At 67.1% G+C, this 12,667-nt stretch carries 12 protein-coding genes and 1 pseudogene; 5 read left to right on the plus strand and 8 right to left on the minus strand.

Features of this window, described 5'->3' with window-relative positions; genetic code table 11:
- Nucleotides 1-309: 309 nt before the first annotated feature.
- Nucleotides 310-963, minus strand: coding sequence for an outer membrane protein (locus ACFFII_RS11510; RefSeq protein ID WP_377699025.1), 654 nt, complete (start codon nt 961-963; stop codon nt 310-312).
- Between the two features lie 226 nt (nt 964-1,189).
- Complete coding sequence (locus tag ACFFII_RS11515; RefSeq protein ID WP_377699026.1) at nt 1,190-1,984, minus strand: phosphatase PAP2 family protein; 795 nt, start codon at nt 1,982-1,984, stop codon at nt 1,190-1,192.
- A 142-nt stretch (nt 1,985-2,126) separates the two neighbouring features.
- On the opposite strand from ACFFII_RS11515, the gene ACFFII_RS11520 reads away from it, so the two are divergent.
- From ACFFII_RS11520 to ACFFII_RS11530, 3 genes and pseudogenes are all read left to right on the plus strand, one after another.
- The gene (locus ACFFII_RS11520; protein WP_377699027.1) at nt 2,127-2,804 is read left to right on the plus strand and encodes a response regulator transcription factor; all 678 of its coding nucleotides are present in this window, start codon (nt 2,127-2,129) and stop codon (nt 2,802-2,804) included.
- Entirely contained in the window at nt 2,801-4,195 is a 1,395-nt protein-coding gene (locus ACFFII_RS11525; RefSeq protein WP_377699028.1) for a sensor histidine kinase, read from the plus strand. The genes ACFFII_RS11520 and ACFFII_RS11525 overlap by 4 nt, the downstream gene beginning before the upstream one ends.
- A gap of 280 nt (nt 4,196-4,475) precedes the next feature.
- A pseudogene (locus ACFFII_RS11530) lies at nt 4,476-4,778 on the plus strand (transposase); the annotation flags it as partial.
- 194 nt (nt 4,779-4,972) lie between these two features.
- On the opposite strand, the gene ACFFII_RS11535 reads toward ACFFII_RS11530, so the two are convergent.
- Nucleotides 4,973-5,410, minus strand: a complete 438-nt coding sequence (locus tag ACFFII_RS11535; protein ID WP_377699029.1) for a cupin domain-containing protein — start codon at nt 5,408-5,410, stop codon at nt 4,973-4,975.
- Nucleotides 5,411-5,572: 162 nt separating this feature from the next.
- Complete coding sequence (locus tag ACFFII_RS11540) at nt 5,573-6,553, minus strand: LysR family transcriptional regulator (protein ID WP_377699030.1); 981 nt, start codon at nt 6,551-6,553, stop codon at nt 5,573-5,575.
- A gap of 97 nt (nt 6,554-6,650) precedes the next feature.
- Here ACFFII_RS11540 and ACFFII_RS11545 point away from each other — a divergent pair, with 97 nt between their 5' ends.
- Entirely contained in the window at nt 6,651-7,238 is a 588-nt protein-coding gene (locus ACFFII_RS11545; protein WP_377699031.1) for a DUF924 family protein, read from the plus strand.
- A 42-nt stretch (nt 7,239-7,280) separates the two neighbouring features.
- Here the strand turns inward: ACFFII_RS11545 and gntF are convergent, their stop codons facing one another.
- Nucleotides 7,281-8,606 (minus strand): guanitoxin biosynthesis pre-guanitoxin forming N-methyltransferase GntF, encoded by a 1,326-nt coding sequence (gene gntF / locus ACFFII_RS11550; RefSeq protein WP_377699032.1) that lies wholly within the window; start codon nt 8,604-8,606, stop codon nt 7,281-7,283.
- A gap of 127 nt (nt 8,607-8,733) precedes the next feature.
- Nucleotides 8,734-10,002 carry a calcium-binding protein gene (locus tag ACFFII_RS11555; RefSeq protein WP_377699033.1) on the minus strand — a complete coding sequence of 423 codons (1,269 nt, stop codon included), beginning with the start codon at nt 10,000-10,002 and terminating at the stop codon, nt 8,734-8,736.
- 349 nt (nt 10,003-10,351) lie between these two features.
- Between ACFFII_RS11555 and ACFFII_RS11560 the strand changes: the two genes are divergently transcribed.
- On the plus strand, nt 10,352-10,945 hold the full coding sequence (locus tag ACFFII_RS11560; protein ID WP_377699034.1) for a TetR/AcrR family transcriptional regulator: 594 nt from the start codon (nt 10,352-10,354) through the stop codon (nt 10,943-10,945).
- A 412-nt stretch (nt 10,946-11,357) separates the two neighbouring features.
- On the opposite strand, the gene ACFFII_RS11565 is transcribed toward ACFFII_RS11560, so the two are convergent.
- On the minus strand, nt 11,358-12,053 hold the full coding sequence (locus tag ACFFII_RS11565; RefSeq protein WP_377699035.1) for an anti-sigma factor: 696 nt from the start codon (nt 12,051-12,053) through the stop codon (nt 11,358-11,360).
- Nucleotides 12,050-12,619: a sigma-70 family RNA polymerase sigma factor gene (locus tag ACFFII_RS11570; RefSeq protein ID WP_377699036.1), complete on the minus strand. Its 570-nt coding sequence runs from the start codon at nt 12,617-12,619 to the stop codon at nt 12,050-12,052. Before ACFFII_RS11570 ends, ACFFII_RS11565 begins: the two co-directional genes overlap by 4 nt.
- Nucleotides 12,620-12,667 lie beyond the last annotated feature (48 nt).

The following is a 12,667-nucleotide window of genomic DNA, read 5'->3' on the forward strand; positions in this document are numbered from 1 at the left end:
CATGGCAACCCGATACGACAGATGCCCGAAGGTCTTCCTGTCGGCCGTCGACGCATGCGTCGACCCCTCGCAGCCACCGTCATGTTCTGGCCATGAAGACAATGGGTCCTGAGCCTAGGCCTCCATGGCTATGCCCAGGTGTCCGGTCGAAACAGGGGCCAGTTCAATAAGATCGTGACCAAGGGACCGGAGACCACACATGACGAGGCGGAAGTTCAGCCGCGAGTTCATGATCGAGGCGTGAAGCTGGCGATGGATCGGGGCGTCTCGCTGGCACAGGCAAGCCGGGCGCCCGCCGGTTAGTTTTCGTCAGAAGGCAAAGCGCATCCCGACGAGCAGGTCGAAGGTCTCGAACTTGCCGTCGAAGCTCTCGTTGGCTGGGCCTTCGAACCTGTCCGACTCCGTCTGGAACCAGCGTCCCTCGGCAAAGATGCTCATATTCGGGTTCAATTGGTAACCGACGCCGCCGATCAACTGGTAGGCAAGCAACCTGTCGGCATCGAAATCCTGGCCGCCGGCGCTCTTCTCCACATTGGCTGCGCCGATGCCTGCGCCGAGATAGGGCTGGACCGCCCCGGTCGGGCCCATACCGTCGAACATGTAAAGCACATTGACCATGAGCGCCTTGGCCGAGGTGTCGCCGTCGGTCTGATCGCCTTCAGCCCGGTCCCTGACGGTGAAGTCGGCCTTGCGGTAGGCGTATTCCAACTCCACGGAGAGGTTCGGCGTGACGGCCGCCCCGACCGCGATGCCCAGGGTATAGCCGGTGTCATGGTCGAAGCTCGGCAGGGCGATCTGCTCCCCGTCCTCGATGAGCGTCGTGTCCAGGTCCGACGGCCAGGTCGCGCCACCAAAACCCTTGAGGTAGACGTCTTCCATCGGAAGCGTCTGAGCGGACGCCGAGCCCGCGCCCCCCGTCAGCGTGGCGATCGCCACTGCCGCGGCCAAAGATGCCTGCTTCATGGACCTCTCCCTTCCCCTGATCCCCGCCCAAGCCGGATTTTACACCACGGCAATCAGCGTGTAATCGATTCTCCGAGGCACGACGGACCGAAGCAAAGCGGGACTTCGGTCGGGGCGCCCCCTGGTTGCCGTCACACCGGCCCACATCCTTCCGAATGACCTTCCACGGATCATCGAATACAAGGGTAGCCCTTCAAGGCGTGACCAGCGGTTTCGCAAGGCGCTCTCAGGGTTGGCGACGATCCGTCCTGCCTTTCTTCTTTTTCATGAAGCCCATGACCCCAATCGCTCCCGGTTCGAAGCTTGCTGCGGTTGTGGTTTGAATGAGGCGGGACAGGGCCATGAAGACGAGCGCGCAAAGCAGCCAGGCCAGCACGACATCGGACAGGTAGTGGCCTCCGAAGGCGATCCTGTTGATCGAGACGGCAAAGGCGTAGATCGACGCCAGCACCGTGACGGTCGTCCGGATCCGGCGGGGCGCCATCAAGGCCGCCGCCACCAGCCAGGCGGCGGTAGAGGCTTCGCCGCTGACGAAAGAACAGTTGCTGTCGCACCAGTCGCTGATGACCCAGACTTTCTGGAACGGCGCCTCGCCGCCGAAGAGGACCGTCGCCCTCGGTCGCGGCCGGCCCCAGTGCTCCTTGAGAAACCCGTTCACCAGAAGGCCGGGGCCAAACACGAGACAGGACAACAGCCAGAGCCACCGGCCCGCCCCGTGTTCCGCCATGCGACCTGCCGAAGCGTGACGCGCTAGCTGGAAAAGTGCCAGCAGCACAACGCCGCGCATGATCCAGGTCGCACTGGACCTCAGCGCGCGGAGCGGGGGGCTGTTCGCCAGCACGAACCCCTCGACGTCATCATAAAACCACCGGCAGACCGACAGATCGACGCCGGGGAAGACATGAAAGAACCCGCTGCTCGCCACCAAGGCTAGGGCCAAGACCGTGAGCGGGGCCTTCGGAACGGCGATCGCGGACCGGGATCGGGCGAGCAGATCTGGCAGGATGGGAACAGGTGTCATGCCCCGACGCGTAGATCGCGTGGCTTGCACGAAGCTTGCAGGGCGCGACAAATCGGCCTGTCGCAGACGCGGGCCAGTGACGCGCGATCGGCCGCCTGCAATCCGCATTGACCTGCCAGGGCCGGCCCGTGAAGAAAGCGGGATGCGTGTCCTTCTGGTGGAAGACGATCGCCCACTCGCCCAGGCCCTGGCCTCCCGCCTTGCAGAGGCGGGGCATGCAGTGGACGTCTTTTCATCGATTGCGGACGCCGAGGCGGCATGGACCCTGGCCGTCTATGATCTGGCGATCATCGACGTGATGCTGGAGGACGGGGACGGCCGGGCGCTGGTCAGGACGGTCCGGGCCGCAGGGCTGGCGACGCCCACGATCATGCTGACCGCGCGCGACGAGATCGGGGACCGCGTGGCGGGCCTTGACGCGGGGGCCGACGACTATCTGGTCAAGCCCTTCGCGACAGACGAGCTTCTGGCGCGGTTGCGGGCCTTGGGACGGCGCACCGGCGACCCGGCCGCGCCCGAGTTCCGGATCGGCAACCTGATCTACACGCCCCGAAGCGCGACCCTCATCGTCGGGGACCGGCCGGTGCAGCTGACAGCCCGCGAACACGCCGTCCTCGAACGGCTGCTGCGCGCCGGGGACCGGATCACGCCGAAGCGCCGGCTGGGCGAGTATCTCTTCGCCTTCGATCGCGAATGGTCCGACAACGCGGTCGAGACGTTGATCCACCGGTTGCGCAAGAAGCTTTCCGGTGCGGGCGCGAGCGTCGAGCTGAAAGCGCTGCGCGGCCTTGGCTACCTGCTGGTCGAGGTCCCGAAGTGAGCCAAACCTATCGCCTTGATGTCCGGCTGGCCGTCATCGTCACCGCAGTGTCGGCCTTGACCGTGTTCACCGCCGGGATGGTCCTGATGCTGGAGTTCAGGGGCGAGCAGTTCGCGATCGAGGAGCGCGGCTTGTCCTCGCAGGTCGAGGACTGGGTCGCCTTGGTCCAGCGCAGGGCCGACGGCTCCATAGCCTTCGAGCGACCTGCGGAAACGACGCAGGATCTGGACCCGCCCTACACTGGCCTTCTGACGGGCACCCGACCGATCTACGGATACGCGGTCGTCGATGCGGAGGGTCGCGTTCTGGACCGCTCGGCGGCCATGGCCCCGGCTGGCCGGCCCGGTCCCAAAACCTCGACGCCCGTGTTGTCGAGCGGACCCGCATTGGACGGTTCCGGCCCTCTGCTCATTGGAGAACTTTACGCACCGGAGGCCGGCGTCTGGCTGCGCGTGGCACGCGCGCGCTCGGACGTGGACGCCCTGGCCAACACCTTCTTCGCCCAGTTCCTGGGGGAGATGGGCTGGGCCGCCTTGTTGCTGCTGGCAGTGACGATCGTTGCGGCCGTGGCGACCGTCCGCGTCAGCCTCGGAGGTCTGCGGCGCGCTGCCGCCCAGGCGGAACGGATCACGTTCGAGAACCTCCGCCATGAGCGCCTTGGCGACGACGGCGCGCCGGCCGAGGTTCAGCCCTTCATCGCGGCCGTCAACAAGGCCCTTGACAGCATTCAGGCAGGGGCTGCCGCCCAACGCGACTTTTCCATCCACGCCGCCCATGAATTGCGGACGCCCCTGGCCGATCTCCGCCTGCGGCTGGAGGGGATGCCGCCGGGTGCGGACCGGAACGCGGCGATACGCGACGTCGATGCGATGGCGCGGCTGTTCGAGCAGCTCCTGCACATCGCCCGTCTCGACGGCGGCGCCGTCTTGCACCTCGCGCCCCTCGACCTGTCCGAGGCGGTCGCGCAGGTGCTGGAGGAGGCCGCGCCGCGTCTCGTGTCGGAGGGGTGGCTGGTCGAGGCGGACGGTCTGGACAGGCCGGTCCCGGTCATCGGCAATCCGACCTTGATCGCGCTTGTGCTGCGCAACCTGCTGGAGAATGTCCGCAAGCACACCCCGGCCGGAACGCAGGTGATGGTCCGCGCCGGCGAGGACGGCACCGTCACCTTCGAGGACACGGGCCCCGGACTGCCGCTCCGCGTCCGCGAGCGCGACTTCGCCCGCTTCGCGCGCGGCTCGGACGACGGGCGAGCCGGCAGCGGTCTTGGCCTTTCGATCTGCGAGACGGCGATGCGTCGCATGGGCGGGACGTTCCGGCTGGACCGTTCCGAAGACGGATGTCGGTTCTTGATGACCTTCTCGAAGGCACTCCCAGATGAAGACGCCCCATAGAAGGATCCCATAGGACGGATCGAAAGGTTCCGAACGGTTTCGGCGCTGTCAAAGGGCAGCACCCGACCGGCGAGATCCTCCAGGTCCATGACGTCGATCTCTGCCATCAGGCGATCGCGGCGCCTGCCCGCCGGCAGGAGAGCCGCGCCGCGCCGCAACTCGGCCTCTCCCACAGCGCTGAAATGCAGATCAGACGCGTTCCGTTGAGCGCCTAACATAACCGGCTTTCGTGCGCTGAGGGGCCATGAGCAAGGCCCTTGTATCCGATGATCTGTGAGCGGTGATTGCCCCGTTGCTGCCGAAGCAGCGGCCCCAGCCGAAGGACGGCCGCCCCCGATGCGACGATCGCCGGGCCCTGGCTGGCATCATCTTCGTCCTGCGGTCCGGCATTTCTTGGGAGATGCTGCCGCGCGAGTTCGGCTGCTCCGGCATGACCTGCTGGCGGCGGCTGCGGGACGGGCAGGTGGCCAGTGTCTGGGCCGGGCTTCATCGCGTGCTGCTGGAGCGCCTAGCGGGTAAGGGGCAGTTGGACCGCAGCCGGGCCTCCCGCGGCAGTGCCGCCGTGCCTGCGAAAAAAGGGGGCGGGTGCCGAGTCCAGCCCCTAGCTGCCATTCGTGCCGGCCTTCATGCTGCAGCGCAGCTTTCCCAAGCCAGCCATTTGCACCTGGTGCATCGATCTTTGTGCACGATGAGCGCACGACCAGAGCAGTAATGCAGGCTACTAAGAACGCCCCGATGCCTCCTCACTTGGCTCGCACTGAACATCCCTTGCTCCGATCAGGACTGCGCCACCTGTCCAGCACCAGCGGGCATCGGAACGGGCTGGCCGACGATCTCCGTGTCATGCTCCGCCAGAACACGTGCCACGTCCCGCTGATCGGCAAGCGCCAGCAACCGGGAGATCAGCCGGTCCAGCCTTGGTGTCAGGACGATGAGATAACGGCTTGGCACCGGGCAGGAATAGGTATGCGCCACTCCCGCGGGCACGAACACGGATGTGCCCGCGGGCGCGTCGAAGGTCCGGTCGGCCAGCCGGAAGCGGAGAAGGCCTTCCAGCACATGCCATGCTTCATCGTCGGATCGATGGATGTGGAGGTAGGAAGGTCCCGGCATGGTCCATTCGTGAAGGACAAGGGTCTGCCCTGACGCCGCGATCGGAGCGTCTTCCGGTCCCGCGATGACCGGCGCCGGGGCGTGCGGATATGTGGTCGCCATGTGATGCCTCCCCCAGGCAAGGCGGATGGTCGAGACGGCGGGTTGCCGCCTCCGGCCCGCAACAGGATCACGCCGGGGAGGAGATGAAGCCAGCGACGATATCTCAGCGTATCGCTGAAGCGCATTCAGGAGCGGGCGTGCCAACCGGCGCGGGGCGGCGATTCAATCACGCGGAGCGGATGCGCTTGCGTCCGCATCGGCGGCTGCCCGGAAGCTCGTGAAGACGGCGTCGTAAAGCCAGGCGGTGCCGGCATCCATGAGGGCGGATCTCGGCACGACCAGGCAGATGTCCCAGGGTTCCACCGGCAGCGGCAGCTCTGCGGTCACCAGGGCAAAGCGCGCGCATTGGATAGCCGCAAGGTGCCGCGGCATCGCGCCGATCAGGTCGGTTTCGGCGAGAACGGCCAGACCGATCATGAAGTTCGGCACCGTCACGGCAATCTCGCGCCGGCGTCCGAGCCTTTCCAGCATGTCGTCGGCAAAGCCGAAGAAATCAGCCGTTTCCGAAACCAGCAGATGCCGCAGCCTGCAGTAATGATCGAGGCTCGGCTCGGCGGCGAAGGGATGGCCTTCGCGGAACACCGCGACGAAATCCTCGCGGTAGAGCACGCGGGCCGCAAAACGCGCCGGAACCTCCTTCAGCGGCAGGATGGCGAGATCGATCTCGCGCGTTTCCAGCGGCTGCAACAGGTCGTCCCAGACGCGATCATAAAGACGGCTGCGGCCGACCATCAGCTGCCGCAGGCCGATGCCGACCCCGGGGCCGGCGCGTTCGATCCCCTCCAGAACCTTTCGCGCAAGCACGGCGGCGATGCCGTCCGGCGCGCCGATGATGAAGCGGCGGGTCGAGGTCTTGGGATCGAAGGGCTCGGCCATGGCCACCACGCCACGGATCCGGGCGAGGATGTCCGCGATGGGCACGGCCAGTTCCTCTGCCCGGTCGGTCGGGACGACGCCCTTCGGCGTTCTCAGGAACAGGGGATCGTTGAGGAGACGCCGGAGCCGGCCCAGCCCATGGCTGACGGCCGAAGCGGTGAGGTTCAGCCGCGCCGCAGCCCGGCCGACGTTCCGCTCGCGCATCACCGCCTCGAAGATGACGAGCAGGTTCAGGTCGGCCCGGGAGAGATCAACCTCGTTCAGCATGTCGGTGAAATCGTATCATTCGACTCAGCGTCCCGCGAATGAGATTTTCCGGCTTGCCCCGGCGACAGATCGGCCGGGCCCCACCCAGGAGATCAGGATGAACATTCAGGCGACGCCCGATGCGGGCGCTGTGATCGACTCTGCCGTGCCGGAGGACGCCCGTGCCCTTGTCTCGTTCTGGCGCGACGCCGGGCAGGAGAAATGGTTCGCCAAGGACCCGGAGTTCGATGTCCTGTTCCGGGATCGCTTTGCCGCAGCCTACAGCGAGGCCGTCCAGGGGGCGCTGGCGAACTGGGCTGTCGCGCCCGAAAGCGCGCTGGCGCTGGCATTGCTTCTCGACCAGTATCCGAGGAACTCCTTTCGCGGCACGCCGTGGATGTATGCCACCGACCCGATGGCGCGGCTCGTGGCAGAGCAGGCTCTCGTGCTCGGCCATCTGGCGAGGCTTCCGCCGGATCTGGGGGTGTTTCTGCTCTTGCCCTTCGGCCATTCGGAACGGCTGGAGGATCAGGAGCGGTCGGTGACGCTGGCCGAGGCGTTCCTGCCCGAAAGTGCGCACCATGCACGCCGCCACCGCGACATCGTCCGGCGCTTCGGCCGGTTCCCTCACCGCAATGCCATCCTTGGTCGAGCCACGACACCCGAGGAGGCGGCCTACCTCGCCGGCGGTGGCTATGCGGGGTGAGCCAGAGGGCGCTCGCGTCCTGCCGCACGCGTGAGCGGAGCGTCATGGCATGGGGGGAGGGCCTTTCAAAGCTGGTCCCGTTGCCGGCGGACAGGTTCGCGCGCTTGCTGGCGGGGTGAGCGTCGGCAGAGGCGCGAAGTTCAGGCGCGCCTCTGCCAGGATGATCGCCTCATACCCATGCCCCGCCTGTTCGGGCAGAAGGCAGGTTTCCACATCGAGGCGCATGGACAAGGGCGCCAGCACCCTCCGCATGTCCACCTCCGTCACGCCGGCGCTGGGGAACAGCCGGCCACCGACACGGTAGCCGTGCGACCCGGAAAGTGCCGCCACGAGGAAGACACCGCCCGGACGGACAAGCCCCGCGATGCGCCGCATGTAGAGCGCCCATGTGTCCAGATCGTCGGTGGCCGAGTCGGCGCAGAAAGCGCTGACGACGACATCATAGGCGCGCCGGCTGCCGGGCAATGGCACCGGATCACGCAGGTCCGCTAGACGCAGCCCGCCGATCCGGGACCGGGCCGATGCCTCGCGGCGGGCCACGGCCGATGCATCGGTCTTTCCGCCCTCGCAGGCCAAGGCCTCCCGGACAAAGGGGCGCCAGTCATGCGCGTCGGGATCCATGGCGATCCAGCGTTCGATCTCGGACAGGTTGGCGGGCAGCACGTCGCAGAGGTCGATCGCGGCGGCCTTGGGCACCAGCGGGAAGACATGGTGCAAGGTCGGGCCCACGCCGAAGACAAGGATGTGCCGTGCATCGGGCAACCGGCGGGCAGCATCGACCAGGAACGCGATCGTGCGCCTCTCATCCGCCTCCACGCTGCGGTAGTAGTCGGCAAGGTAGGCTGCCGGACTCCAGTCGGTTTCGAAAGAGGCGAAGGTGCGGGGCGACCGACGCCCGAGCCAGGCGCGCAGAAGCCGCGCGAGGCCATACTCATAGGCGGCAGCTCCCAGGTTCGCCCCGGCCAGAAACGCCAGCGCATCGCGCGAGGTGACGGCCTCGGTCAGAAGCGCGGCACCGGACGCGCCCAGGTAATAGGGCGCCTCCTTGGCAAGTTCCGTTCCCACATAGCCTGCCGACGCCGCGAGGCGGCGCCCGGCCGGACCGAGTCCCCAGCGGAGCGCGAATCCGTGCGCCAGCTTCGAGGGAAGGCAGGTGCTGATGCCTTCGCGTTCCAAAATGTCCCGGTTGGCGGCAAGCGCGGGTCTCAGCGCCATACCCCAAGCGAGATAGCTGACGACAAGAAGCCCCGATGCCTGCGCGAACGAAGCGCCCGTCAGGACATCCGAGACGACAAGGAGAGCGCCCATCGCCGCAGCGACGGCGTCGAGAAGGCAGATCGAGGCCAGCGTGGCGGCTCCGGTTGCCATCCATCGCCATGCGGACGCGTTTTCCATCGGTGTTCGGCCTTCCATGTCCGGCAGGGGCTCTAGGCTACGCCTGTCGCGCTGTCCGGGTAGCGGGGGAAGAGCGAGGTCCCGCGGCCCTCCTGCTGGCTCAGACGACAAAGAAATCCGCGCTGGTGAGCGCGAATCCCGCGTCGAGGGTGGCGAAGCGGACGGCGGCCGCGGCGCCGGTGCCATCGGCGTCATACAGAAGGTTGCCGCTGCTCGACTGGTAGATGATGCGGTCCGAGGCATCGGCGGCCACCGCGCCGATGCGGAAGGCGGAGCCCGCGAGAGTGCCCGTGCCAAGCGCCTGCATGAACAGGTTCTCGAGCCGAATGCTGTCCTGCGCGACATCGAAGTCGGTGATCGTGTCGACATTCGTGGCCGCGTTCAGGGCCGCCTGGAAGACGAAGGTGTCGGCCCCTCCGCCGCCGAAAAGAACGTCATTGCCCTGAAATCCCGTCAGGACATTGGCGGCAGAGTTGCCGACCATGCGGTTGCCCTGACCGTTGCCCAGGCCGTTGATGGCCACCCGCCCGCTCAGGACGAGATCCTCCACAGCATCCTGCGTTCCGGCGACCTGCGCCCCTCGCAGGTTGAAGGTCACGGAGGAGATGACGACGTCGGTGCCGCCCGATCCGGGCGCGCCCTCGTCCACGACATCGCCTGCGCTGTCCACGACATAGGCATCATTCCCCGCGCCACCGATCATCCAGTCGGCGCCAGACCCGCCATCGATCTCGTTGTTGCCGGCGTTGCCCCGCAGGGTGTTGGCAAGGGTGTTGCCGATGGCATCGACATCCGCCGTGCCGGTCAGGGTCGCATTCTCCACCGCGCCAAGGAATTGCGCCGAGGAGAGGTCGATCGAGAGGGACGACTGCGCGGCATCGATCCCCGTGCCGCGCTGTTCGTCCACCACATCGCTCGCGCGATCGACGATGAAGATGTCGTTGCCAGCGCCGCCGATCATCCGGTCGGCGCCGCTTCCGCCATCAAGGATATCGTTGCCCGAGCCTCCCGAGAGGGTATCGGCCCCGCCCCGGCCCGCCAGCCTGTCGTTGCCTCCAAGGCCGTTGAGGGTGTTGCCGGCTGCATTACCTCCGAGGCTGTCACTGAAGCCCGATCCCGTGACATTCTCGATCGCAACGAGCCGGTCGCCGGCCGCAGTGCCGCCCAGGCCGGTCCCGCCGACGAGGTTCACCGTGACTCCCTGGAAGGAGGCCGCATAGCTGGCAAGATCGATGCCGCTGCCGCCGTCGAGAAGATCGGCACCCTGGCCGCCCACCAGCGTGTCGTTGCCTCCCAGGCCGAGGATCAGGTCCGGGTCGATGGTGCCGAGCAGAAGGTTGTCGGCGTTGTTGCCAAAGATGTTGGCCATGGTGTCGATCCTTGCATCAGAAGGCCGGGCCCATGCGGAAGCCGGCCGCGCCCGGGCCCCACGGTCCTCGGGCTGGGGAAGCGGTGCCGGGGCACCGGGATGACGGGGACGGTTCTCCGCGGCGGAGGCCCGCGGGGATGGTCGGTCGATGCGACGATGAAGAATGGCAGGAAGCGGGGCTGGATGGGCGGCCCGAGTTACTGCCTTTCCAAGATGAAGGCCCGGCTCAGCCGGACGGCCAAGTCACGGTGCCGGCGAGCGGTCGGGGACGTGCAGGGTCAAGGATCATGACATTCTCCTCATGATCGTTTAACGTCTGTAAAATAGCATTCTGGTTAACGCTTGTAAAATGAAATCGAAGCCGATCCTTGACACCACCAAGGCCGCGATCCTGGAGGCCGCCTGGACCCTGATCGCCGACAAGGGGCGGGTCGATGTCAGTCAGGCCGAGATCGCCTCGGCCGCCGGGGTCAGCCGGCAGACGGTCTTCTATGCCTTTGGCAACCGCACCGGCCTGCTGACGGCCATGGTGCGGCACAAGGACGAGCAGACCGACCATGTCGCGCGCCTGATTTCCCATGCCCGCGGTGAAGGCGACCCCGTCGAGGCCTTTCTGGACTACACGGCCGTCTGGCTGGACTACCTGCCGGAGGTCTATCCGGTCGCCATCCTGCTGGATGCCGCCGCACTGACCGATCCCGAGGCCAAGGCCGCCATCGACGACCGCCTGGTTCATGCCCTGCTTGCAGGCTTCCAGCGGCTTGCAGGGCGGGTCGCCGAGGCAGGGCGGCTGAGGTACGGCCTTGCGCCCACCGAGGCGGCACAGGAGATCTGGAACGCCACCCACATCTCCAGCTGGCGCCGTCTGGTTATCGACTGCGGCTGGACGCGAGAGCGCTTCGTGACCACACGCCTCGCCCTTGCCCGTTCGCATGTTCTCTGAATGCGCGATCGCCCCGCTGGCTGACCTCGGCAGCCGTCACACGGCGCTCGCTCAAACGGCAAAAACGCTCTTTCCGTTTCGGGCAGCAATTTCCACACAACCTCGGCCCATAGCTGCCGGCCGGGCCGACGAAGGCGCCACAGCTTGCCCGAAGCCGACAATGATCGCCGGAGCGGCAGCTTTGTGCCTGCACGGTCCGTTGCCGGACGAAGTTGGCCGCTCGCTGTTTAGTCCTCGTCCCGGCATCTGGTGAGCCCGAGTGACGAAGAGTCGGTCCGGCTCTCAAGTTTAAGCTTTGCAAGTGTGTCGGTAGGGTGTGAGGCCACCAAGGGACCGGAGTTACAGCGAGGCTGATTCACACTGGCAACATTTCATGCGCCTGCGGGCCGACTTGCCTGCAACGTTGGCCTGCCTAGACCCCGTCCTGCCGCGCGGCCAGTCCCTTGGCCAGGATCGCTCCGGTCGGCCTGCCAGTAGGTGAGCCGCCGAGCGGTTCCAGCGTGATCTCGTAAAGCTGGCCGTTGGCGGGCGCGGGCAAGCGCGGCGGGTCCAGGTCGGCTCCAGTGGCGTCCATCAGCAGGCCCAGCGACACCGGGCCCGTTTCGGCCGATGGCAGCGTCCAGACCTGCATCTGCCGTCCCTCCGGAACGGCGACGGAACGGACAAAGCGGATCCGGGCGTCGGAGGCGCCGAAATCCTCGACCACGGCGGTAGGATTGTCCGTGTCGTCCATCAGCACGGCAATCACCACCGGATCAGCGGAAAACCATGAGGCGCCGAGCAGCGCCCCGGCCAGAACGCCGGCTGCCGCAGCGATGCCTACCGGCAACCAGCGTCGTGGCGGTCGCGCGTCGTTCGCAGGTGCGGGCGCGGATGGTCTTGCCAGCTCGGCGTGCCCCAGCTGCGGAGCGATGCGGTCCCACAAGGTCGCAGCGCCCGGCAGCTCCGCCGCAGTCATGTCCAAGGGCAGCAACCTGTCGCGGGCACGCGCGACGGCTGCGGTCCAAGCCGGGTCATCGGCCAAGGCCGCCTCCAGTTCCGCTTCGATCCGTTCGTCCAGAAGGCCAAGAACGAAGGCATCCGCGCGGCTGTCCATATCCGTGCTCATGCCAGGCACCTCCGCAAAAGGTCCAGGCCCCGCCGGATCCAGGACTTGCAGGTGCCCAGCGGCACGGACTGGATGGCGGCGATCTCGCCGTGGCTGAAGCCGCCGACATAAGCCAGCAGGATCGCGCGACGCGTCGGGGGCTCGAGCCCGGACAGGCAGTCCTTCAGCGCAACGGTGTCGCCAAGCGCATCCAGGCCCGCACCCGCGGCGTGCAGCCGGGCATCCTGCATGGCGGTCAGCGCCTCGGGTGACAGGCTGTCCAGGCGCCGGCCGTCACGGAGGATGTTCAGGCAGCGGTTGCGCAGGATGGCAAAGATCCAGCCCCGCGCCGATCCGTCGCCGGCCCGGAACTGGTGGGCCTTGCGCCAGATCTGGACCATGCTGTCCTGCACGGCCTCCTCGGCCAGGTCGCGCCGCTGCAGCATCCGCTGGGCGATGCCCAGAAGCCGGCCGCCCTCGGCCTCGAGGATCAGCCGCAGGGCCCCCTGGTCGCCACGGGCGCAGCGCCCCAGCGCATCGGCCAGATCGACAGCTCCGTCCATCGCCGCGGCGGCGGATGCCTTCATGCCCGTGCCTCCCCTTGTCGCGGGCATGGTGGCACGGGCGGGTGCAGA

Source organism: Paracoccus niistensis (assembly GCF_042432925.1).
In the GTDB taxonomy this organism is placed as follows: domain Bacteria; phylum Pseudomonadota; class Alphaproteobacteria; order Rhodobacterales; family Rhodobacteraceae; genus Paracoccus; species Paracoccus niistensis.